Here is a 21,734-nt window from a genome sequence, read left to right on the forward strand (position 1 = left end):
GTCCAGCGCCTTCGCGCATCCGGCCGGGAGACTAGCGGGACTGCAACTCACGGTAGAGCGATGCATAGCGCGCCGCGGGGCGGCGCCAGCTCACATCGCCGGCCATCCCGGCGCGCTGCGCGCCGCGCCAGGCCGCGTGGTCGGCCCAGAGCGCCGCCAGCCGGTCCAGCGCCGCCTCCAGCGCGGGGGCGGAGGGCGGGGCGAACTGCAGCCCGGTCCCGACCCCGGCGGCCAGCGCCATCTCGTTGGCGTCGATCACCGTATCGGCCAGCCCGCCGACCCGGGCCACCACCGGCAGGGCACCGTAGCGCAGGGCGCAGAGCTGGGTCAGGCCGCAGGGCTCGAAGCGGGACGGCACCAGCAGGGCGTCGCAGCCCGCCTGGATGCGATGGGCCAGCCCCTCATCATAGCCGAGCCGGGCGCCGATCCGACCGGGATGCGCCTCGGCGGCGGCGCGGAAACCGGCCTCCAGGCCGGGATCGCCGGTGCCCAGCACGGCGAGCTGCATGCCGTGGCGGAGCAGGGCCGGAACCGCCTCCAGCACCAGGTCCATGCCCTTCTGCCAGGACAGCCGGCTGATCACGGCCAGCAGCGGCGCGGCGGGGTCCGGCGCCAGCCCCATCTCGGCGCGCAGCGCGGCGCGGTTGGCCTCGCGGCCCTCGAGCCGGCTCGCGTCGTAGGAGGCGGCGAGGTGCGGATCGGTGGCCGGGTCCCAGACCCCGGTGTCGATGCCGTTCAGGATGCCGCTGAGGGTCCGCCCGCGGCTGCGCAGCAGGCCGTCCATGCCCATGCCGCCTTCCGGCGTGCGGATCTCGGCGGCATAGCTCGGCGAGACGGTGGTGACCCGGTCGGCCAGCCGCAGCCCGGCCTTGAGGAAGCCCAGCGCGCCGTAATACTCCACCCCCTCGACCGACCAGGCATGCGGCGGCAGGCCGAGAGCGGTCAGCAACGCACCGGGGAACTGCCCCTGGAAGGCCAGGTTGTGCACCGTCATCACGGTGCCGGGCCGCCCCTCTCTGCCATAGTGCAGATAGGCGGGGGCCAGGCCGGCCTGCCAGTCATGCGCGTGCACGACATCGGGCAGGAAGCCCGGCAGCAGGCCGCGGCCGATTCGTGCCGCCGCCTGGGCCAGGGCGGCGAAGCGGAAGGCGTTGTCCGGCCAGTCCTGCCCGTCCGGGCCGGAATAGGGGTTGCCCTCGCGGGCATAGAGGGAGGGCGCGTCGAGGATGAAGAGGTCGAGCCCGGCGGCGCGCGCCGCCAGCAGGCGGGCGGGATGGCCGAAGAGGCTGTCGCCGAGATCATGCGCCGTCTCGGCCCGCTCCAGCGCGCGCAGCACGCGGGGATAGCCCGGCAGCAGGGTGCGGGTGACGACGCCCTCGGCCTCCAGCGCGGCGGGCAGCGCGCCGGCGACATCGGCAAGCCCCCCGGTCTTGACCAGCGGATAGACCTCGGAGGCGACGGAGAGAAGGCGGAGGCTCATCAGCGCGCTTTGTCGTCCAGCATGTCCAGCATGGGCTGCGTGATCAGGCAGATGCCCTTGTTGGTGCGGCGGAAGCGCCGCGCGTCCAGCTCCGGATCCTCCCCCACCACCATGCCGGGGGGGATCTGGATGCCGCTGTCCACGATGGTGTTGCGCAGCCGCGCGCCGCGGCCGATATCCACGCCCGGCAACAGCACGCAGCCTTCCACCGCGGCGTAGGAATTCACCCGCACCGAGGGGCAGAGCACCGAGCGGCGCACCGAGCCGCCCGAGACGATGCAGCCGCCCGACACCAGGGAGGCGGTGGCCATGCCGCGGCGGCCCTCCACATCGTGCACGAACTTGGCCGGCGGGGTCAGCTCGGCATAGGACCAGATCGGCCATTCGCGGTCGTAGAGGTCGAGCGCCGGGACCACCTCGGTCAGGTCGATATTGGCCTGCCAGTAGGCATCCACGGTTCCGACGTCGCGCCAGTAGGCCTCGGCCTCCTGGCCGGAATGGACGCAGGATTCGGCGAAGCGGTGCGCGTAGGCGCGGCCGTGGCGGACGATGTAGGGGACGAGGTCATGGCCGAAGTCATGGCTCGACTGCGGGTCGGCCGCGTCGCGCCGCAGCTGCTCGGCCAGGAAGCGCGTCTCGAAGACGTAGATGCCCATGCTGGCCAGGGCCATATGCGGCCGGTCCGGCATGCCGGGCGGGTCCTTGGGCTTCTCCAGGAAGGAGATGATGCGCCCGTTCGGCTCGACATGCATCACGCCGAAGCCGGTGGCCTCCAGGCGCGGCACCTCGATGCAGCCGACGGTGACATCCGCGCCGCTGTCCACATGCTGCTGCAGCATGCGTTCGTAATCCATCTTGTAGACATGGTCGCCCGCCAGGACGACGATGTGGCGGGGCGCGTAGCTCTCGATGATGTCGAGGTTCTGGTACACCGCGTCCGCCGTGCCGGTGTACCAGCCGGTCTCGGAGACGCGCTGGCTGGCCGGCAGGATGTCGAAGGTCTCGTTGCGCTCGGGGCGCAGGAAGTTCCAGCCGCGCTGCAGGTGCCGGATCAGGCTGTGCGCCTTGTACTGGGTCGCCACGCCGATACGGCGGATGCCGGAGTTCAGCGCGTTGGACAGCGCGAAGTCGATGATGCGCGACTTGGCGGCGAAGAAGACCGCCGGCTTCACGCGCCGCTCGGTCAGCTCCATCAGCCGGCTGCCCCGCCCACCGGCCAGCACGAAGGCCATGGCGGTGCGGGCGATAGGCCCCTCGATCGTCGGCCTGGAGGGCATGGATGGCGAACTCCCCTGAAACATGTCCTGCCAAAGCGCCCGCCCGGCGGCGGTTGCCGGCTACGGGAAGCGATCTTGCCCGTCCCGCACCGGCGGGCGCCGGCGTGGGACGGGAGGGCATTGAGACATGCTTTGCACGGCCGCGCCATGGTGCGTGGCGCAAAAATGAGCCGCGTCGTCGCAGCGGAGCGGCAGGGCCGCGCCGTGCGGGGGGGAGGGGCGGAAGGCTCAGTCGGCGGATTGCACCAGACGCAGGCCGGGCGCCTCGACCTCCTCCGCCTCGGCCGTGTCATTGGCGGGCTCGACGCTGAAGGCGAGGATGCGCTCGGCGGCGTCCACCTCCATCAATGCCTCCAGGATGGTGCGGCGGTCGGGGCCGGGGCGCTCGTCGAGCGCATCGACCAGCAGAGCCTGCGCGACCTGAACACGAAGCTGCACCTCGTGGAGAGAATCCCGGAGATCCATCGTTTGATTGCCTTATGGGGGGTAGCAGGCGCTTTGTACGATTGTGTAAAAATCTCGTCCATTATTATGATTGAGACGCGGCTCACGCCCCGATTGCGTCTCGCCGCACGAAATTCGGATGGCCGTCACGCCTCTCCTGCGAGGGACCGCGGCAGCAACCCGTATCCCCGGTTGCCGCCGGGACCTCATCCGGCCCAGGGCAGCGCGGAGCCCAGCACCATCAGCAGCCCGGCCACCGAGACGCCCCAGGCCAGCGTCCGCAGATAGGGAATGCCTGCGGCGTAGAGCGGCAGATAGGCCAGCCGCGCCCAGACATAGATCGCCGCGCCCAGCGCGCTCGCCGATCCGCCCCGACCGCTCAGCTGGACGAGCAGGACGGCACCCAGGAAGAAGGGGAAAGTCTCCATGAAATTGGCCTGGGCCCGTTGCAGGCGGCCGGCCATGCCGGTCAGCGGCGGCTGCGGCGTGTCCCGGGGGCCGAGCGCCCAGGCCAGGCCGGACTGTCCGCGCGCCGCGGCGGCGGCCAGGACCAGGTGCAACAGGCCGAGCAGAAGGCTCCAGGCCAGCCAACGCAGTTCAGGGCTCATCGGGGAATATCCTGTTCAGGGCAGGGCGCATTGCCGCCATGCCCGCAATGGTTGCATCAAATCTAATAAATTCTAGCGTCCTTAACGGCTTCTTGACCTCTTGCCGCGATTCTGGGCCCAGGGGCGGCCCTGGCCGCACTCCTTCCAGAAGGCGGGCAAGATGACTGCACTTGGCGTTTATGTCGGCAACAATGCGGGTCAGGTCTCGACCTTCGAGAAGTGGTTGGGGCGCGAGGTCGACAGTGTCCACGGCGTCGTCGGCTTCGCCAACTGGAACGACTTCGTCAGCAGCGCCAGGTGGATGGTCAACGACCTCTGGAAGAACACCGACCGCGACATCTTCTGGTCGGTGCCCCTGATCACGCGGGACGCCAACCTCTCCTCCGCCGCCCGGGGCAGCTACAACCAGCACTACAAGTCGGTCGCGGAAACCCTCCTGAACGGCACGCCGGGCACCGACAAGATCCATATCCGCACCGGCTGGGAGTTCAACGGCGACTGGTTCCACTGGAACGCCATCGGCAAGGAGCAGGACTTCATCGGCGCCTTCCGCCAGATGGTCACCACCTTCCGCTCGGTCTCCGATCGCTTCGTCTTCGAATGGAACGTCGACGCCGCCTCGGGCGGGATGAACCCGGCCAATGCCTATCCGGGCGACGACTATGTCGACATCATCGGCATGGATTTCTACTGGAAGCCCGAATATGTCGGCAGCGATCCGGTCAAGGCCTTCGAGACCATCCGCGACTGGAAGTACGGGCTGAAGTGGCTCGAGGCCTTCGCCGACGCGCATGGCAAGCCCACCGCCTATTCGGAATGGGGCATCAAGACCGACACCGCCGCGCCCTACATCAAGCTGGTGCAGGAGTGGTTCGAGAGCCACGACGTGGTGCTGCAGGCCTACTGGGATTCCGACGCCGCCTATCCCGGCCGCCTGTCGGACGGCACGGAGCCGAAGTCCGGCGCCGCCTACAAGGACGCCTTCTCGGGCCCGGGCACGGAGGGGCCGGCCGTCGTCACCCCGCCCACGCCCACGCCCACGCCCGCGCCCGCGCCCGCCCCGGCTCCGGCCCCGGCGCCTGCGCCGACGCTCCCCGCCGCCAGCGGCGACAGCACCATCACGACCGCCGCCAGCGCCGCCGCCACGCGCAGCCTTCACGGCACCGGCGGCAAGGACACGCTGACCGGCGGCGACGGCCATGACGCGCTCCACTCCCATGGCGGCGGCGACACGCTGAAGGGCGGCCGAGGGGACGACACCTATTACATCGGCGCCCTGACCGATCAGGTCGTGGAACTGGCCGGCGGCGGCGTGGACACGGTCTCGACCTGGATCAGCGGCTATGTGCTGCCGGACCATGTCGAGAACCTGACGCTGACCGGCACCGGCTGGAGCAGCGGCACCGGCAATGCCCTGGCCAACCGGCTGATCGGCAACGACAGCCCGAACGTGCTGAACGGAAAGGGCGGCAACGATCTGCTGACCGGCGGCGGCGGCAACGACACCTTCGTCATCGCCCGGGGCGAGGGCAACGACACCATCACCGACTTCCGGGCGGGCAACGGGCTGGGCGACGTGCTGCGGCTGGACGGCTTCGCCTTCGCGAACTTCGCCGCGGTCAAGGCGGCGGCGCGGCAGTCGGGCGGCGACACGGTGATCGATCTCGGCGGCGGCCAGAGCGTGACGCTGAAGGGCGTCGCCCTCTCCAGCCTAGCGGCCGACGACATCGCCCTGGTCAACAGCACCGCCACCGCGCCGTCACCGGCCCCGGCGCCCGAGCCTTCGCTCAACCCGCCGTCGCCGCTGCCCTCCGCCACCACGACCTCGGCCGCCAGCGCCGCCTATACCCGCACCGTCTGGGGCAGCGCGAAAGCGGAGACCCTGATCGGCACGGACGGCCACGACCAGCTCGTCTCGGCCGGCGGCGGGGACACGCTGAAGGGCGGCAAGGGGGATGACACCTATGTCGTCTACACCGCCACGGACAAGGTGGTGGAACTGGCCGGCCAGGGCATCGACACCGTCACCACCTGGCTCTCCGAATACACCCTGCCCGAGCATGTCGAGAACTTCGTCGCCACGGGAACCTCCTGGACCCAGGCGACCGGCAATGGCCTGGCCAACCGGCTGACCGGCAATGACAGCCCGAACGTGCTGAACGGCAAGGGCGGCAACGACATGCTGACCGGCGGCGGCGGCAACGACACCTTCATCCTGGCCCGGGGCGAGGGGCATGACATCGTCACGGACTTCGCCAGCGGCGACAGGATCTCGCTCCAGGGCTTCGGCTTCTCCGACCTGGGGGCGGTGAAGGCGACGGGCCGCCAGGTGGGCAACGACGCCGTCTTCGACTTCGGCCAGGGCGACGGGCTGACGCTGCGCGGCGTGCAGCTGGAGGCGCTGAAGGCGGCGGATTTCGGCTTCAGCGCGAGCGCCGCCGCCGAAGCCCCCGCACCCGCGCCCGCACCTACGCCCGCACCGGCCCCCTCCACCGGCTCCTCCGCCCCGGCGGCCGGAACCGCCTCGCTGCCGCTCAGCGCGGAGCCGGCGAAGTGGTTCTACGGCACGGCCAGGGCCGAGAGCTGGACCGGCACCGCGGGCGCCGACGGCTACAAGTCGCTGGGCGGGGGCGACACCATGCGGGGCGGGGCGGGCGACGACACCTATGTCGTCTACAGCGCCACGGACAAGGTGGTGGAACTGGCCGGCCAGGGCACCGACACGGTCACCACCTGGATCGACGCCTACACCCTGCCGGACCATGTCGAGAACCTGATCTTCACCGGCACCTCCTGGTCGAAGGGCACCGGCAACGCGCTCGACAATCGCATCATCGGCAATGCCGGCAGCAACGTGCTGGACGGGCGCGGCGGCAATGACGTGCTGACCGGCGGGGCCGGCCGCGACACCTTCATCGTCAACAAGGGCATGGGCCATGATGTCATCACCGACTTCCAGGCGGGCGTGGACCAGCTGCAGCTGAAGGGCTTCGGCGCGGAGGCGACGGTCAGCCAGGCCGGGCAGCTCCTCACCATCCAGGATGCCGGCGGCTGGACCAGCCACGTCACCCTGCTCGGCGGCGTGACGCTGGGCCACGGCGACTACGTCTTCGCGTGAGGCGGGGAGGCGCCGCCGCCTCCCTTGCTCCTTCCCTGGACCTTCCCACCGGCGCGGCATAACGTCGCGGAACAAGAACGAATCCAGGGAGGGTCCGATGATGATGTCTCGCAGGGGCGTGGCGCTGGCCGCCGCGCTCTGTCTGTCGGTGGGGATCGCCGCGCCGCGCGCGGCGGCGGCGCAGGAGGCCCGGGGTGGCGAGGCCGTGGTGGCCCGCGCCGTCGATGCGCTGACCGAGGCCATGCTCAAGGTGGACCGCGCCCGGCTTGCCGCCCTGACGGCCGAGAAGCTGAGCTACGGCCATTCCGCCGGTCGCATCGAGAACAAGGAGCAGTTCATCGCCTATCTCGAATCCAAGGCGAGCGCCTTCACCCGGATCGAGCTGAGCGAGCAGACCATCGACCTCGCCGGTCCGAACGCCATCGTGCGGCACCTGATGGTGGGCGAGACCGTCTCGCCGGCCGGCCAGACGACGCCGGTGCGGATCGGCGTGATGCAGGTCTGGCAGAAGGACGGGAACGACTGGCGGCTGCTGGCGCGCCAGGCCTTCCGCCTCTGAGGCCGCCCGCCTCTGAGTCTACGGGGGGAGGGGACGGGTCCCGCCCCCTCCCGCCTCAGCCCCGCCTCTGGCCGATCAGCCGGGCGATCACCATCAGCACGATGCCGAGCGTGATCACGCCCGAGGTCGCCGGGTCCTCGCGGATGACATCCATCACCGTCTGCGGGATCCAGAGCAGCACGTCCCACCCCAGCATCCGGGCCGCCAGGCCGAGCGCCACGAGCAGACTGCCGATGAACCAGAGCCGTGCCGCCATGCCGCCTCCCCAGGGCGGGCGGCGTCATGCCGCCCGGCCGGGGGTCTAGCACAGCCGCCCCGGCCGTGCTCAGCCCTGCGTCAGCGTGCCATCCACCCGCCGACAGAGGCCGAGCGGATTGCCTTCCCGCAGCGACGGCGGCAGCAGCGCCGCCGGCAGGTTCTGGTAGCAGACCGGGCGCAGGAAGCGCTGGATGGCCAGGGTGCCGACCGAGGTCGAGCGCCCGTCCGAGGTGGAGGGGTAGGGCCCGCCATGCACCATGGCATGGCTGACCTCGACCCCGGTCGGGTAGCCGTTCACCAGGATGCGGCCGACCCGGCGCTCCAGCACCGGCAGCAGTGACCGTGCCGTCTCCAGATCTCCCTCGTCCATCTGCAGCGTGGCGGTAAGCTGACCTTCCAGCCGCTCCGTCAGGGCCAGCACCTGCGCCATGTCGGTGCAGCGGATGACCAGCGAGGCGGAGCCGAACACCTCCTCCGACAGCGCCGGATCGGCGATGAAGTGCTCCGCCGTGGTCTCGAACAGCGCCGCCTGGCCCTGCATCTCGTTGCCGGCCTGGCCCTCGGCCAGCTTCCGGACGCGGTTGTTGCCGGCCAGGTGCCCGACGCCCTCGCGATAGGCCTTCAGGATGCCCGGCGTCAGCATGGTCTGCGCCGCGGCGCCGGAAAGCGCCCCGGCCGCGGTGGCGGTGAAGCGGTCGAGGTCGGGCCCGTCCAGGCCCAGGATCAGGCCGGGATTGGTGCAGAACTGCCCGGCGCCCATGGTGAGCGAGCCGATGAAGTCGCGGCCGATGGCCTCGGCCCGCGCCTTCAGCGCCTCCGGCAGCAGGTAGACCGGGTTGATGCTGCTCATCTCGGCATAGACGGGGATCGGCTCGGGCCGGGCGGCGGCGGTCTGCATCAGCGCCGTGCCGCCGGCGCGCGAGCCGGTGAAGCCCACCGCCTTGATGCGCGGATCGGCGACCAGGCCCTGCCCGACCACGGCGCCGGAGCCGAAGAGCAGGGAGAAGACGCCTTCCGGCAGGCCACAGGCCCGCACCGCCGCCTGGATGGCGCGGCCGACCAGCTCCGAGGTGCCGGGATGCGCCGAATGCGCCTTCACCACCACCGGGCAGCCGGCGGCCAGCGCCGAGGCGGTGTCGCCGCCGGCGACCGAGAAGGCCAGCGGGAAGTTGGAGGCCCCGAAGACGGCGACCGGGCCGAGCGGGATCATCCGCAGCCGCAGGTCCGGGCGGGGCAGCGGCTTGCGGTCGGGCAGGGCGGGGTCGATGCGCGCCTGCTGCCAGCCGCCATCGCGGATCTCGGCGGCGAAGAGGCGGAGCTGGCCGACCGTGCGGCCGCGCTCGCCCTCCAGCCGGGCACGCGGCAGGCCGCTCTCGGCCGTGGCGCGGACGATCAGCTCGTCGCCGATGTCGAGGATGGCCTGGGCGGCCGCCTCCAGGAAGGCGGCGCGCGCCTCGGGGGCGGTCTCGCGGTAGCTGTCGAAGGCGGTCCAGGCCAGGGCGCAGGCGCGCTCCACATCCGCCGCCGTGCCGCCGCCGAAGGCGGGCTCCATGGGCTGGCCGGTGGCCGCCTCGACGGCGCGCACGGGCCTGTCGGTGCCGCGCAGGGCCGTGGCGCCGATCAGCATCTCGCCGGTGATGGGCATGGACATCTCCCCCTTGGGCCGCCGTGTTGTACGATGACCATACGCATGGGCGAGAATGGCCGGGAAATCAAGTGCGGTCCGCCGCCGCCGCCGCCCGGTGGCCGGGCGGCGGCGATCCGCTCAGCCCAGCCGCGCCGCCAGGGCTTCCGTCACCTGCCGGGCGAAGGCCGCGGGGTCGCGCGGGGTGTCGCCATCCTGCAGCCGCGCCAGGTCCAGCAGCAGCCCGGCCTCCTCCCGCAGCTCGGCGCCGGCCGCCGCGCGCTCCGCCAGGCGGCGGATCAGCGGGTGGCGTGGGTTCAGCTCCAGCACCGACATCTCGACGCCAAGGCCCCGCCCGGCGCGGCGCAGCAGCCGCTGCAGCGAGAGGTCCGGCGCGCCGGGCATGGCGGCGAGCGCCACGGCGCTGTCCACCAGGCGCTCGGTGGCGCGCACCTCCGTCACCTCGCCCTCCAGCGCCGCCTTGAGGCTCGGCAGCAGGCCTGCGAGATCGGCCGGGGGCTCGGCCGGCGCGCCCTCGGGGGCGAACCGCGCCAGGTCGGCGCTCTCCTGCGTCACGCTGCGCAGCGGCCTGTCCTCGAAGCGCTCCAGCCGCTCGGGCCAGAAGTTGTCGATCTGGTCGGAGAGCAGCAGCACCTCCAGCCCGCGCGCGCGGAAGCCCTCCAGCTGCGGCGAGGCGGCGAGTGCCGCCGGGTCCTCGCCCACGAGGTAGTAGATGGCCTCCTGCTCCGGCTTCATCCGCGCGACGTAATCGGCGAGCGAGGTCCAGCCCTCCTGGCCGGTGGAGCGGAAGCGCAGCAGCGGCGCGACATCCTTGCGGTGCTCGGCATCCTCCCAGGCGCCTTCCTTCAGCACCGGGCCGAAATTCTCCCAGAACCGCGCATAGTCCTCCGCCTCCTTCGCGCGGCTCCGCAGCTCGGAGAGCACGCGGCCGGTCACCGCCTTGCGGATGCGGCCCAGCACCGGCGTCGCCTGCAGCATCTCGCGGCTGACGTTGAGCGGCAGGTCCTCGGTGTCCACCACGCCCTGGACGAAGCGCAGCCAGGGCGGCAGCAGCCCGGCCTGGTCGGTGATGAACATCCGCCGGACATGCAGCCGCACCCGGCTCTCGCGCTCCCCCTCCACCGCCTGGAAGGGCTTCATGCCGGGGATGAAGAGCAGGGCGCTGAACTCCAGCGTCCCCTCGGCACGCCAGTGCAGCGTCACCCAGGGCTCGTCGAAGACATGGCCGAGATGGCGGTAGAACTCGGTGTAGCTCTCCGCGCTGACCTCCGACTTCGGCTTGCGCCACAGCGCCGTGCCCTCGTTGGCCGGCTCCTCCTTGCCGTCCTGCAGCAGGACGATCGGCACGGTGATGTGGTCGGCCCATTTGCGGATGATGGTGCGCAGCCGCAGCGGCTCCAGGAACTCGGCGGCATCGGCCTTCATGTGCAGCACGATGTCGGTGCCGGCCTCGGCGCGGCCCGCGGGCGCCAGGGTGAACTGGCCGCGCCCCTCCGAGGCCCAGAGCCAGGCCTCCTCGCTGCCCGCCGCGCGCGAGGTCACCTCGACCCGATCGGCCACCATGAAGGCGGAATAGAAGCCGACGCCGAACTGGCCGATGAGGTTCGGCCGGTCGGCGGTCTGGCTCTCGGCCAGGGCCTTGGCGAAGGCCAGGGTGCCGGAGCGGGCGATGGTGCCGAGGTTCTGCGCCAGCTCCGCCTTGCTCATGCCGATGCCCGGATCGGAGAGGGTGAGGGTGCGCGCGGCCTTGTCCGGCACGATGCGGATCCGCGCCTCCCCCGGCAGGCCGAGCTCCAGCCGGGTCAGCGCCTCGAAGCGGCGCTTGTCGATGGCGTCGGCCGCGTTGGCCACAAGCTCGCGCAGGAAGATCTCGCGCTCCGAGTAGAGGGCGTGGACGACCAGATCCAGCAGCCGCCCCACCTCGGCATTGAACTCATGCCGCTCCACCGTCTCGCTCACAGGCCTCTCCTTGGATGGATGCTTTGTCGCGAGGCGCGATATGCGCGGGGCGGGCGCCGGTTTCAACGGCGCTTGCGGCACCGCGGCAGAGCCGCCAAGCTCGCGCCCGCGGCGCCGGCCGCCGCGACGTTCGAGGAAGGAAAAAGACCGGATGACCGAGTTCCGCCGCCGCCATCTGCTGGCGGGGGGCGCCGCCCTGCTGGCGCCCCTGCCGATCGCCCGCGCGCAGCAGGCCGCGCCGGTCCGCATCGGGGTGCTGGCCGACTTCTCCGGCCCCTATCGCGACACCTCCGGCCCCACCGCCCTCGCCTGCGCCCGCCAGGCGGCCGAGGATCTGGGCCTGGCCGCGCGCGGCATCACGGTGGAGTTCGTGCAGGGCGACCACCAGAACAAGCCCGACGTCGCCCTCGCCCTGGCCCGCCGCTGGATCGACCAGGACGGCGTCGACATGATCTGCGAGGTCAACAACTCGGCCATCGCCCTGGCCGTGGCCGGGCTGGTGCAGGAGAAGAACAAGGTCCAGGTGAACACCGGCGCCCTCTCCGCCGCGCTGACCGGCGAGCGCTGCTCGCCCAACACCGTGCACTGGACGGCCGACACCTACATGCTGGCCAAGACGGTGGGCAGCGCCACGGTGCGCAACGGCGGCGACAGCTGGTTCTTCATCACCGCCGACTACGCCTTCGGCCACCAGATGGAGAAGGATCTGACCCGCTTCATCCAGGCCGCGGGCGGCAAGGTGGCGGGCTCGGCGCGCTTCCCCTTCCCGGGCACCACCGACTTCGCCTCCTTCATCCTGCAGGCGGCGGCCAGCCGGGCCAAGGTGGTGGGGCTGCTGATGGCCGGCGCCGACATGGTGAACTGCATCAAGCAGGTGCAGGAGTTCGGTCTGTCGCGGCGCGGGGTGAAGGTGGCCGGCACGCCGATGTTCGTCACCGATATCCACGCGCTCGGCCTGGAGACGGCGCAGGGTCTGCTGCTGGCCGAGGCCTTCTACTGGGACCTGAACGACCGCACCCGCGCCTTCCTGAACCGGGTCAAGCCCAAGGTGCCGAACAACTGGCCGAACCAGGAACAGGCCGGCACCTATTCCGGCGTGCTGCATTACCTTAAGGCGGTGGCCGACCTCGGCCTGCCGGCGGCGAAGGCGAGCGGCGCCGAGGTGGTGCGGCGGATGCAGGCCATGCCGACCGACGACGACTGCTTCGGCCCCGGCACGCTGCGCGCCGATGGCCGCAAGATCCACCCCTCCTACCTGTTCGAGGTCAAGGCGCCGGGCGAGAGCCGGGGTGCCTGGGACTACTACAACCTGCGCGGCACGCTGGCGGCGGAGGAAGCCTTCCGGCCGCTGAAGGAGGGCGGCTGCCCGCTGGTCTGAGGCCGCGCGCGGGGTCGCCCTCTACCGCAGCACCTGCGCGACCCTCTCCGCCTCCTTCTCCGGCATCTGCGCCGCGAGGGTGCCGATCAGACGGAGCAGCTCGGCCTGCTCCGGCCCGTTCCCCCGGGCCAGGAAGGTCGCCACCGGGATCTCGGAGACGGCCCCGCCGGAGGGAGCGTTAGGCTCGTGCCGCACGAGCGCGCCCCGGTCCGGGTCCTGCACGAGGTACCAGGAATCGCCATTGGAGCTGCCATGGATCAACCGCTCGGCCTTGGGCATCGGGACGCCTCCTTGTTTCCAGGAGGATGAACGTCTCGGCCGGCTTTTCGTCGCCGTCCTGTCCCGCGCTTTGGCCAATCGCTCCGCGGAGAACCCGCAAGTCCGGGATGAGCGCATGACGCCCCATGGCGGGACGGTGCCGCTGAGAGCCTGAGTTACGGCTCGGATCGGAGGAGGGAGGATGGTGCCCAGAGCCGGAATCGAACCAGCGACACTGCGATTTTCAGTCGCATGCTCTACCAACTGAGCTATCTGGGCCCATGGCCGGGGCGCCGTATCGGCCGCCCCCGGTAGAGGAGGCGCTGATTAAACCAAGGGTCAGGGCTTGTCCAGAGGCCGGGCCGGCGCCCTTGGAAAAAGCCCAGCGGAAAAAACCCAGCGGAAAAAACCCAGCGGAAAAATCTCAGCCCGGATCCTGCCGCCCGCCCAGCGGCACGATCTCGACCATGGCGGTGCCCTGCTCGCGCATGCCGAGCTGGGTGGCGACGCGCGGGCTGACATCGAGCACCCGGCCGCGCTTGAACGGCCCGCGATCCTCGATGGTGACGACGGCGGTGCGCCCGTTCTCCAGGTTGCGGACCCGCGCCCGGGTGCCGAGCGGCAGGGTGCGGCTGGCGGCCGAGGCGGAATTGCGATGGAAGCGCTTACCATTCGCCATCCGCTTGCCGTGGAAGCGCTCGGCGTAGAAGGAGGCGTGGCCGCGCTGTGGCTTGGCCTGCGGGCCCGCCACGCCGCGCTGCGCCGTCGTCTCGCGCCGCTCCCGCGCCCCGGCGGGCTCCGGCGGCAGGGCAAAGGCGAGGCCCAGCCCCAGGCAGGCTGCAAGCATGGTGAAACGTCGCATCCTATCCTCCTGTTCCGGCGAGCTTCCTAGAAATCCTTACGCTTGGCCCGTGGAATGGTTGCCCCGGGCCACCTACCGCTCCCCGTCCTCCTCCACCTCGGCGGGGGGGCCGGGAATGGCGTAATCGCCGTTCAGCCAGCGGCCGAGGTCGATCTGCTTGCAGCGGGTCGAGCAGAAGGGGCGGGTGTCCGGCTGCGGGGGCTTGCCGCAGACCGGGCAGCCGGCCTTGCGGGCGGGGCGGCGGGTTTCATCCGGCATGGACGTGCTCCTGTCCGGGGGGGCAGAGCGGGTCGGGCCGCAGGTGCAGCGGCCCGGCCGCGCGGTGGAACTCCTCCAGCGCGCCGGGCCAGTCGCGCAGGGCGGCCAGCACGGCGGGGGAGGCGGTCAGGGTCAGCGGGGCGCCGGGGCGGGCGGCGGCGTCCCGCAGGCCGCGCCGCAACGCCAGGAGGCCACGGCTGAGGGGCGAGGGCGGCAGGCCCACCACCTCGTGCCAGGGCCGGTGGGTGCGGCGGCGCTGCAACTCGATCAGGCCCAGCCCGGTCAGGCCGATCAGCCGCAGGTCGGGGTCGGGCGCGGCGGCCTCGGCCATGGCGGGCAGCAAGGCCTTGCGGCGCGCCACCGCGAGCCCCGCCATGTCGATCAGGATGGCGCCGGCGAGGTGCCGCAGCCGGATCTGCCGCGCCGCCTCGGCCAGCGCGGCGGTGTTCAGCGCCCGGTGCGCGGCGGCGTCGCGCCGGCCCGCCGCGCTGCCCGCGTCGATGTCGATGGCGACGAGGGCCGGTGTCGGATGGATCGTCAGCCGCCCGCCGCCCTCCAGTGGAACCTCGGGCGAGGCCAGCAGGTCGAACGCCGTCTCCAGCGCGTCGTCGAAGGCCGGAGCGGTGGAGAAGGCCACGCGCTCCGGCCCCAGCGCCGCGCGCAGCCGGGCGGCGCTGGCGGCGTCATCGGTGCACAGCAGGGCCGTGGGATGCGCGGCGGCGAGGCGCAGCGGCGCGTCCGGACCGCGCTCCAGCAAGCGCGGCGGGCCTTCGGGCGCGCCGTCCCCCGGCCGCAGCGCCAGGCGCGGCCCCTTGCCGCCCTGCGCCGCGCGGGTGACGGCGACGCGCAGCCACTCGCCCTCGCCGCGGCCCTTGGCGCCCGCGGAATCGGGCAGGAACCCGGTCTCGCCCCCGGCCATGGCCAGGAAGGCCCCGGCCATGGCCGGGGCGCGGGCGGCGAGGCGGGCGATGTGCAGATCGCCGATGCCCTCCGGCCGGCCCGGCCGCTCGATGAAGGCGGCCTCCAGCCGGCCATCGGCCAGGAGGGCGGTCCGCTGCTCGCCGGGCGAGGCGGAGACCAGGATCAGGGGCGCAGCCACCCGATGCCCCGCAGCAACTGCGCGGTCTCGTGCAGCGGCAGGCCGACGACGTTGGAATGGCTGCCCGACAGGAAGCGGACGAAGGCCTCCGCCGATTCCTGGATGGTGTAGCCGCCCGCCTTGCCGCGCCATTCCCCGCCGGCGAGGTAGGCCTCGACCTGCTGCGGCGTCAGGCGCTGGAAGGTGACCGTGGTCTCCACCAGCCGGGTCAGCACGCGGCCCTCCGGCAGGGCGAGGGCGACGCCGGTGTGCACGCGGTGGCGGCGGCCGGAGAGCAGGGCCAGGCAGTCCCGCGCCTCGGCCTCGGTCTCGGCCTTGGGCAGGATGCGGCGGCCGACCCCCACCACCGTATCGGCGGCGAGCACGAGATGCCCGGGCCAGCGGGCGCGCGCGGCCTCGGCCTTCTGGCGCGAGAGGCGGCCGGCGAGCTGGCGTGGCAGTTCGTCCCGCGCCGGCGTCTCGTCGATCCCGGGTGCCCAGATCGCCGCGGGGGTGATGCCGATCCGCGCCAGCAGGTCGCGGCGGCGCGGGCTGGCGCTGGCCAGCAGCAGCGGCGGGCGGGCGGGCCCGGAAGGGGGAGGGGGCAGGGCGCCCTCGCGGGTCGCTTCCAGGGCCGGCGGGCCCGCCACGGACATTACTTGAACCGGAAGGTGATACGGCCCTTGGTCAGGTCGTAGGGCGTCATCTCCACGTTCACGCGGTCCCCGGCCAGGACGCGGATGCGGTTCTTGCGCATCTTGCCGCTGGTATGGGCCAGGACCATGTGCTCGTTGTCGAGCTTCACGCGGAACATCGCGTTGGGAAGGAGCTCGACGACCTGGCCGCTGAACTCGATCATATCTTCTTTTGACATCAGGCCTCTTTCGGCATGGTTTCGGCTTGGGGGCGCACGGGAATGCGCCAGCGGCGCGGACCATGATGGCCCCTGCCCTGGCGGTCAAGAATGGCCGGGGCGGCGCGAGGCCGCGCCCGCCCTCCGGTCGGAGGCAGAAATGGCGTCAGGCGGCCGATTCTTCAACCATCGGAGCGCGCGGCTCACCCGGGCCCGTCACGTGGGCTCGCCGCCGCGCTGGCCCAGCCGGAGGGCCAGGCTGCGGGCATGGGCGGTCAGGCCCTCCGCCTCGGCCAGGGCGATGGCGGCGGGGCCGACCGCCTCCAGGCCCCGCGCCTCGGCGCTGATCCAGGTGGTGCGCTTGAGGAAGTCGAAGACCGACAGGCCGGAGGCGAAGCGCGCCGTGCGGCCGGTCGGCAGCACATGGTTCGGCCCGGCGACGTAGTCGCCCAGCGCCTCCGGGCAATGCGGGCCCAGGAAGGCGGCGCCGGCATGGCGGATGCGGGCGAAGAGCGCCTCGGGCTCGGCCACCATCACCTCGAGGTGCTCGGGCGCCAGCCGGTCCACCAGCGCCGCGCCCTCCTCCCAGTCGCGCACCACCAGGATGGCGCCGTGGCGGCGCCAGCTCTCGGCAGCGATGGCGGCGCGCGGCAGGCTGGCCAGCTGCTCCCGCACCGCCTGCTCGACGGCATGCGCCATCTGCCCGCTGGTGGTGATCAGGATGGCCTGGGCGCTTTCGTCGTGCTCGGCCTGGGCCAGCAGGTCGATGGCGATCAGCGCCGGGTCCTGCGAGGCATCGGCCAGCACCACCACCTCGGACGGGCCGGCGATCGAATCGATGCCGACCCGGCCGAAGACCTGCCGCTTGGCCTCGGCCACATAGGCATTGCCCGGCCCGGCGACGCGGTCCACCGGCGCGATGCTCTCGGTGCCCCAGGCCAGGGCGGCGATGGCCTGGGCGCCGCCGACGCGCCAGATCTCGGTGACGCCGGCCCGTTGCGCGGCGGCCAGCACCAGCGGGTTCAGCGCCCCGTCCGGCGTCGGCACGCAGATGGCGACGCGCGGCACCCCGGCGACGCGCGCCGGGATGGCGTTCATCAGCACCGAGGAGGGATAGGCCGCCTTGCCGCCCGGCACGTAGAGACCGACGGCATCGACCGCGCTCCAGCGCAGGCCGAGGGTCAGGCCCAGCGGATCGTCCATCTCGAGGTCGCGCGGCAGCTGCGCCTGGTGGAAGCGCTCGATGCGGGTGGCGGCGAGGTCCAGCGCGTCCAGCAGCTCGGGTGCGCAGGCGGCGGCGGCGGCCGCGATCTCGGCCTCGCCGACGCGCAGCGCCGCGGCATCGCGCGGGGTCCAGCGGTCGAAGCGGGTGGTCAGGTCGAGCAGGGCGGCGTCGCCGCGCGCGCGGATCTCGCCGATGATGCTGGCGACGGCGGCGTCGACCCGGGCGGTGGTGTCGCGCGCCTGGTCGAGCAGGGCGCGAAAGCCGGCCTCGAAGCCGGGCTCGGCGGTGGAGAGGCGGATCATGCGGCGACCTCGGCCAGGGCGGCGCGGAAGCGGGCGAGCCAGACGCCGATCGCCTCGGGCTGGGTCTTCAGCGCGGTGCGGTTGACGATCAGGCGGGAGGTGACCTGGGCGATGACGTCGGTCTCCACCAGCCCGTTGGCCTTCAGCGTCGAGCCGGTCTGCACCAGGTCGACGATGGCGCGGGAGAGGCCGAGCGAGGGGGCCAGCTCCATGGCGCCGTTCAGGTGCACCACCTCGGCCTGGATGCCGTGCGCGGCGAAATGGCGGCGGGCGATGTTGGGGTACTTGGTGGCGACGGCGAGGCGGGATTCGCGGGTCAGGCCGCCGGCGCCCGCCATCTCCTCCGGCTCGGCCACGCTGACGCGGCAGCGGCCGATGCCGAGATCGAGCGGCGCGTAGATCTCCGGATAGTCATGCTCCATCAGCACGTCCGCCCCGCAGATGCCGATCTGGGCGGCGCCGAAGGCGACGAAGGTGGCGACGTCGAAGGAGCGGACGCGCACCACGTCGAGCGCCGGGTCGTTGGTCTCGAAGCGCAGGCGGCGGCTGGACTCGTGGTGGAAATCCTCAGCCGGCACGATGCCGGCGCGGACCAGCAGCGGCCCGACCTCCTTCAGGATGCGCCCCTTGGGCAGGGCCAGCACCAGCGGCTGGGCGGCATTCCCGGCGACCGGGGTGAGGGGCGAGATCGGCAGGTCCATGACGGGTTGTATCACCGCTTCCGAGACGGAGCCATGTCAGCCGGGCAGACGTTCTATGTCCGCGCCGACCCCGGCGAGCTTGCGCTCGATCCGCTCATAGCCGCGGTCGAGGTGGTAGACGCGGTTGACCACCGTGTCGCCCTGCGCCGCCAGCCCGGCGATGATCAGCGAGACGGAGGCGCGCAGGTCGGTCGCCATCACCGGCGCCCCGGTCAGGCGGGAGACGCCGCGCACGATGGCCGAGGAGCCGTGCGCGTTGATCCGCGCGCCCATCCGCGTCAGCTCCGGCACATGCATGAAGCGGTTCTCGAAGATCGTCTCGGTGATCATCGAGGCCCCCTCGGCCACCGCCATCAGCGCCATGAACTGGGCCTGCATGTCGGTGGCGAAGCCGGGGAAGGGCTCGGTCACGGCATCGACGCCGCGCAGCCCGTCCACCCGCTGCACGCGGAGCCCGGTCTCCTCCTGGATCAGCTCCACCCCGGCCTCGCGCAGATTGGCCGAGACGGCACCGAAGATCTCGAGTCGCACCCCCTCCAGCAGCACCTCGCCCCCGGTGATGGCGGCGGCGCAGGCGAAGGTGCCGGCCTCGATGCGGTCGGGCAGGATCGGATGGGTGGCGCCGCCGAGGCTCTCCACCCCCTCGATCACCAGCCGGTCGGTGCCGATGCCGTCGATCCGCGCGCCCATGGCGGTCAGGCAGCGGGCGAGGTCGCAGATCTCGGGCTCGCGCGCCGCGTTGACCAGCGTGGTGGTGCCGCGCGCCAGCGTCGCGGCCATCAGCAGGTTCTCGGTCGCGCCGACCGAGACCTGCGGGAAGAGGATGCGGGCGCCGCGCAGCCCCCCCTCGGGCGCGCGGGCGTCGATATAGCCGCCCTCGAGGTCGATGCTGGCGCCCATGGCCTCCAGCCCCTTGAGGTGCAGGTCCACCGGCCGGGTGCCGATCGAGCAGCCGCCGGGCAGCGACACCCGCGCCTGGCCGTAGCGGGCGAGCAGCGGGCCGAGCACCAGGATCGAGGCGCGCATCTTGCGGACCAGGTCGTAGGGCGCCTCGAACTGCGTGGCGGCGCCCTCCAGCAGCAGGCGGCGGCCGGCGGTGTCGTGCTCGACGCGCGGCCCGTGCTGGGCGAGCAGCTGGCGCATGGTGGTGACATCGGCCAGCGCCGGCGCGTTGGTCAGCACCAGCGGCTGATCGGTCAGCAGCGCCGCCGCCATCAGCGGCAGGGCGGCGTTCTTGGCGCCGCCGATGGCGAGGCTGCCCCTGAGGGTGCGGCCGCCGCGGATGCGGATGCGGTCCATGCGCCTTACTCCCTTACTTCCTTGCGCCGCTCAGAGGCGCGGCAGCGCGACGCCGCGCTGGCCCATGTACTTGCCGCGGCGGTCGGCATAGGACACCTCCGGCGCCCCGGCCCCCTGCAGGAAGAGGAACTGGCAGATCCCCTCATTGGCGTAGATGCGGGCCGGCAGCGGGGTGGTGTTGGAGATCTCGATCGTCACCTGCCCCTCCCATTCGGGCTCCAGCGGCGTGACGTTCACGATCAGGCCGCAGCGGGCATAGGTGGACTTGCCGAGGCAGATCACCAGCACGTCGCGCGGGATGCGGAAATACTCGACCGTATGCGCCAGCGCGAAGGAGTTGGGCGGGATGATGCAGGTCGGGCCGCGGCGGGTGACGAAGCTGTCCTCGGCGAACTTCTTCGGGTCCACCAGGGCGTTGTCGACGTTGGTGAAGACCTTGAACTCGTCGGCCAGACGCGCGTCGTAGCCATAGGAGGAGAGGCCGAAGGAGATCACCCCCTCGCGCCGCTGGTTCTCGACGAAGGGCTCGATCATGCCGTGCCCCGTCGCCATGCGGCGGATCCAGCTGTCGGGCATGATGGGCATGGCGGCGGCGTCCTGGCACAAGGGCGGGCGGCAACGGGGGCGGGCGGCAAAGGCGGGCCGGGATAGCGCAGCGGGCTGGCCTCGGCAACCGAGGGCCGCCGCGTCAGTCCTGCGGCTTGGGCGGGGCCGGCTCGGCGGGGGGCGGGGGGTCGGCGCGGCCGCGGCTCTGCGCCTTACGGCGGCGGAGGTTCTCGCGCAGCGCGGCGGCCAGGCGGGCCTCGCGCTCGGCCCGTGCCTGCTCGGCGGGAGAAGGCGGCTTGCCGGGGGACTCGGTCATCGTCGGGTGCGGGGAAAACGGCCGGGGAAGGGGCGGCTGGTGCTGCTGGACAGGATTGAACTGTCGACCTCTCCCTTACCAAGGGAGTGCTCTACCACTGAGCTACAGCAGCGGGCGCCGGGAAAGCGAGGCGGTTCCTAGGAGGATGCGCGGCCCCGCGCAAGCCCCTTTGTGCCGCGCGGCGGCGGAATCCCGCGCCGCGCGGCCGGCCCGTCTCAGCGCATCGGCCAGGCGTAGAGCAGGCCGCCCTCGGTCCAGAGGGCGTTCATGCCCCGCTCCAGCCCGAGCGGCGTCTTCGGGCCGATGTTGCGGTCGTAGATCTCGCCGTAGTTGCCGACCTTGCGGATGGCGTCATAGGCCCAGTTCTGCGGCAGCTTCAGGTTCTGCCCGGTGTCGGGGGTGACGCCCAGCAGGCGGCGCACCTCGGGATTGCTGCTCTCGGCCCGCATCTTCTCCGCGTTGGTGCTGTTCACGCCCAGCTCCTCCGCCTGCACCACCGCCATGGTGACCCAGCGGATGACGTCGAACCATTCCGGGTCGTCGCGGCGGACCACGGGGCCATAGGGTTCCTTGGAGATCCGCTCGGGCAGGATGACGTAGTCGCCCGGGTTGGGGGCGGTGGAGCGGGCGGAGGCGAGCTGCGTCGCATCGGTGCCGATGGCGTCGCAGCGGCCGGAGAAGAAGGCCTGGGCCGCGACGTCGATGCGGTCGAACAGCACCGGCTGGATCTGCACCCCGGCGGTGCGCGCCCAGTCGGCCGTGACCACCTCGTTCGTGGTGCCCTGCAGCAGGCAGACGGTGGCGCCGCCGAGTTCCGCGATGCCGCCGAGGTTGGCCGCCTTCCTCACCATGAAGCCGTGGCCGTCATAGAGGTAGGGATGCACCATCCGCAGGCCGAGGGTGGTGTCGCGCGACAGGGTCAGGGTGGTCTGGCGGATCAGCACGTCCACCTCGCCGGCCTGGGCGGCGGTGAAGCGCTGCTGCGCCGTCAGCGGCAGGAAGCGCACCTTGGCCGGATCGCCGAACAGGGCGGTGGCGACGAAGCGGCAGAGATCGGCGTCGAGCCCGCGCCAGACGCCCTGGCTGTCGGGCTGCGAGAAGCCGGCGCTGCCGACGTTCACGCCGCAGTTCAGGGTGCCGCGCGCCTTGATGGCATCGAAGGTCGCGCCGGCGCGGGCGGCCCCGGGCAGGGCGGACAGGCCGAGCAGCGCCGCGGCGGCGAGCAGGCCGGCGCGGAGGGATCGCAGGGACATCGGAAGCCTCGTTGTTTTTGTCTGGAGACGATCCTTCCGGTCCGCGGGCGAGGCGTC

22 protein-coding genes and 2 tRNA genes are annotated in these 21,734 nt (G+C 72.1%); 3 read left to right on the forward strand and 21 right to left on the reverse strand.

Annotated features, from left to right (window positions below):
* Positions 1-31: 31 nt before the first annotated feature.
* From glgA to D9598_RS08565, 4 genes are all read right to left on the reverse strand, one after another.
* Positions 32-1,480 carry a glycogen synthase GlgA gene (gene glgA, locus D9598_RS08550; protein WP_198366028.1) on the reverse strand — a complete coding sequence of 483 codons (1,449 nt, stop codon included), beginning with the start codon at positions 1,478-1,480 and terminating at the stop codon, positions 32-34.
* Positions 1,480-2,757 carry a glucose-1-phosphate adenylyltransferase gene (glgC, locus tag D9598_RS08555; protein WP_198366029.1) on the reverse strand — a complete coding sequence of 426 codons (1,278 nt, stop codon included), beginning with the start codon at positions 2,755-2,757 and terminating at the stop codon, positions 1,480-1,482. Before glgC ends, glgA begins: the two co-directional genes overlap by 1 nt.
* Positions 2,758-2,985: 228 nt before the next feature.
* Positions 2,986-3,222: a hypothetical protein gene (locus D9598_RS08560; RefSeq protein WP_198366030.1), complete on the reverse strand. Its 237-nt coding sequence runs from the start codon at positions 3,220-3,222 to the stop codon at positions 2,986-2,988.
* A gap of 185 nt (positions 3,223-3,407) precedes the next feature.
* On the reverse strand, positions 3,408-3,809 hold the full coding sequence (locus D9598_RS08565; protein WP_198366031.1) for an MAPEG family protein: 402 nt from the start codon (positions 3,807-3,809) through the stop codon (positions 3,408-3,410).
* A gap of 160 nt (positions 3,810-3,969) precedes the next feature.
* Between D9598_RS08565 and D9598_RS08570 the strand changes: the two genes are divergently transcribed.
* Positions 3,970-6,927 carry a glycosyl hydrolase gene (locus D9598_RS08570; protein ID WP_198366032.1) on the forward strand — a complete coding sequence of 986 codons (2,958 nt, stop codon included), beginning with the start codon at positions 3,970-3,972 and terminating at the stop codon, positions 6,925-6,927.
* 97 nt (positions 6,928-7,024) lie between these two features.
* On the forward strand, positions 7,025-7,486 hold the full coding sequence (locus D9598_RS08575) for a nuclear transport factor 2 family protein (RefSeq protein WP_198366033.1): 462 nt from the start codon (positions 7,025-7,027) through the stop codon (positions 7,484-7,486).
* A gap of 55 nt (positions 7,487-7,541) precedes the next feature.
* On the opposite strand, the gene D9598_RS08580 is transcribed toward D9598_RS08575, so the two are convergent.
* From D9598_RS08580 to htpG, 3 genes are all read right to left on the reverse strand, one after another.
* On the reverse strand, positions 7,542-7,742 hold the full coding sequence (locus D9598_RS08580) for a hypothetical protein (RefSeq protein WP_198366034.1): 201 nt from the start codon (positions 7,740-7,742) through the stop codon (positions 7,542-7,544).
* A gap of 69 nt (positions 7,743-7,811) precedes the next feature.
* The gene (locus D9598_RS08585) at positions 7,812-9,389 is read right to left on the reverse strand and encodes an aldehyde dehydrogenase (NADP(+)) (RefSeq protein WP_198366035.1); all 1,578 of its coding nucleotides are present in this window, start codon (positions 9,387-9,389) and stop codon (positions 7,812-7,814) included.
* Positions 9,390-9,509: 120 nt separating this feature from the next.
* Positions 9,510-11,348: a molecular chaperone HtpG gene (htpG, locus tag D9598_RS08590; protein WP_370591968.1), complete on the reverse strand. Its 1,839-nt coding sequence runs from the start codon at positions 11,346-11,348 to the stop codon at positions 9,510-9,512.
* A gap of 151 nt (positions 11,349-11,499) precedes the next feature.
* Here htpG and D9598_RS08595 point away from each other — a divergent pair, with 151 nt between their 5' ends.
* Positions 11,500-12,726, forward strand: coding sequence for an ABC transporter substrate-binding protein (locus tag D9598_RS08595; RefSeq protein WP_198366037.1), 1,227 nt, complete (start codon positions 11,500-11,502; stop codon positions 12,724-12,726).
* A 21-nt stretch (positions 12,727-12,747) separates the two neighbouring features.
* Here the strand turns inward: D9598_RS08595 and D9598_RS08600 are convergent, their stop codons facing one another.
* The 14 genes from D9598_RS08600 to D9598_RS08665 all read right to left on the reverse strand — a co-directional run bounded on the left by D9598_RS08600 (position 12,748) and on the right by D9598_RS08665 (position 21,677).
* A complete protein-coding gene (locus D9598_RS08600; protein ID WP_198366038.1) occupies positions 12,748-13,005 on the reverse strand; it encodes a hypothetical protein in 258 nt (85 codons plus the stop codon).
* 182 nt (positions 13,006-13,187) lie between these two features.
* Positions 13,188-13,263, reverse strand: a tRNA-Phe gene (locus D9598_RS08605).
* 145 nt (positions 13,264-13,408) lie between these two features.
* A complete protein-coding gene (locus D9598_RS08610; RefSeq protein WP_232477026.1) occupies positions 13,409-13,846 on the reverse strand; it encodes a septal ring lytic transglycosylase RlpA family protein in 438 nt (145 codons plus the stop codon).
* Positions 13,847-13,918: 72 nt separating this feature from the next.
* The gene (yacG, locus tag D9598_RS08615) at positions 13,919-14,104 is read right to left on the reverse strand and encodes a DNA gyrase inhibitor YacG (RefSeq protein WP_198366039.1); all 186 of its coding nucleotides are present in this window, start codon (positions 14,102-14,104) and stop codon (positions 13,919-13,921) included.
* Entirely contained in the window at positions 14,094-15,203 is a 1,110-nt protein-coding gene (locus tag D9598_RS08620) for a ribonuclease E/G (protein WP_198366040.1), read from the reverse strand. The genes yacG and D9598_RS08620 overlap by 11 nt, the downstream gene beginning before the upstream one ends.
* Positions 15,188-15,838, reverse strand: coding sequence for a nucleoside triphosphate pyrophosphatase (locus D9598_RS08625; protein WP_198366041.1), 651 nt, complete (start codon positions 15,836-15,838; stop codon positions 15,188-15,190). The genes D9598_RS08620 and D9598_RS08625 overlap by 16 nt, the downstream gene beginning before the upstream one ends.
* Positions 15,838-16,056: a translation initiation factor IF-1 gene (infA, locus tag D9598_RS08630; RefSeq protein ID WP_007003972.1), complete on the reverse strand. Its 219-nt coding sequence runs from the start codon at positions 16,054-16,056 to the stop codon at positions 15,838-15,840. Before infA ends, D9598_RS08625 begins: the two co-directional genes overlap by 1 nt.
* A 195-nt stretch (positions 16,057-16,251) precedes the next feature.
* Positions 16,252-17,562: a histidinol dehydrogenase gene (hisD, locus tag D9598_RS08635; protein ID WP_198366042.1), complete on the reverse strand. Its 1,311-nt coding sequence runs from the start codon at positions 17,560-17,562 to the stop codon at positions 16,252-16,254.
* Positions 17,559-18,263, reverse strand: coding sequence for an ATP phosphoribosyltransferase (hisG, locus tag D9598_RS08640; RefSeq protein ID WP_198366043.1), 705 nt, complete (start codon positions 18,261-18,263; stop codon positions 17,559-17,561). Before hisG ends, hisD begins: the two co-directional genes overlap by 4 nt.
* Positions 18,264-18,299: 36 nt before the next feature.
* Entirely contained in the window at positions 18,300-19,562 is a 1,263-nt protein-coding gene (gene murA, locus D9598_RS08645; protein ID WP_198366044.1) for a UDP-N-acetylglucosamine 1-carboxyvinyltransferase, read from the reverse strand.
* A 30-nt stretch (positions 19,563-19,592) separates the two neighbouring features.
* Complete coding sequence (gene dcd, locus D9598_RS08650; RefSeq protein WP_198366045.1) at positions 19,593-20,147, reverse strand: dCTP deaminase; 555 nt, start codon at positions 20,145-20,147, stop codon at positions 19,593-19,595.
* A gap of 103 nt (positions 20,148-20,250) precedes the next feature.
* Complete coding sequence (locus D9598_RS08655) at positions 20,251-20,424, reverse strand: hypothetical protein (RefSeq protein WP_198366046.1); 174 nt, start codon at positions 20,422-20,424, stop codon at positions 20,251-20,253.
* 37 nt (positions 20,425-20,461) lie between these two features.
* Positions 20,462-20,536: transfer RNA gene (locus D9598_RS08660), tRNA-Thr, on the reverse strand.
* Positions 20,537-20,639: 103 nt separating this feature from the next.
* Positions 20,640-21,677 (reverse strand): amino acid ABC transporter substrate-binding protein, encoded by a 1,038-nt coding sequence (locus D9598_RS08665; protein ID WP_198366047.1) that lies wholly within the window; start codon positions 21,675-21,677, stop codon positions 20,640-20,642.
* Positions 21,678-21,734: the final 57 nt, after the last annotated feature.

The sequence above is a fragment of the Roseomonas sp. KE0001 genome (assembly GCF_016107285.1).
Taxonomy (GTDB): Bacteria; Pseudomonadota; Alphaproteobacteria; order Acetobacterales; family Acetobacteraceae; genus Pseudoroseomonas.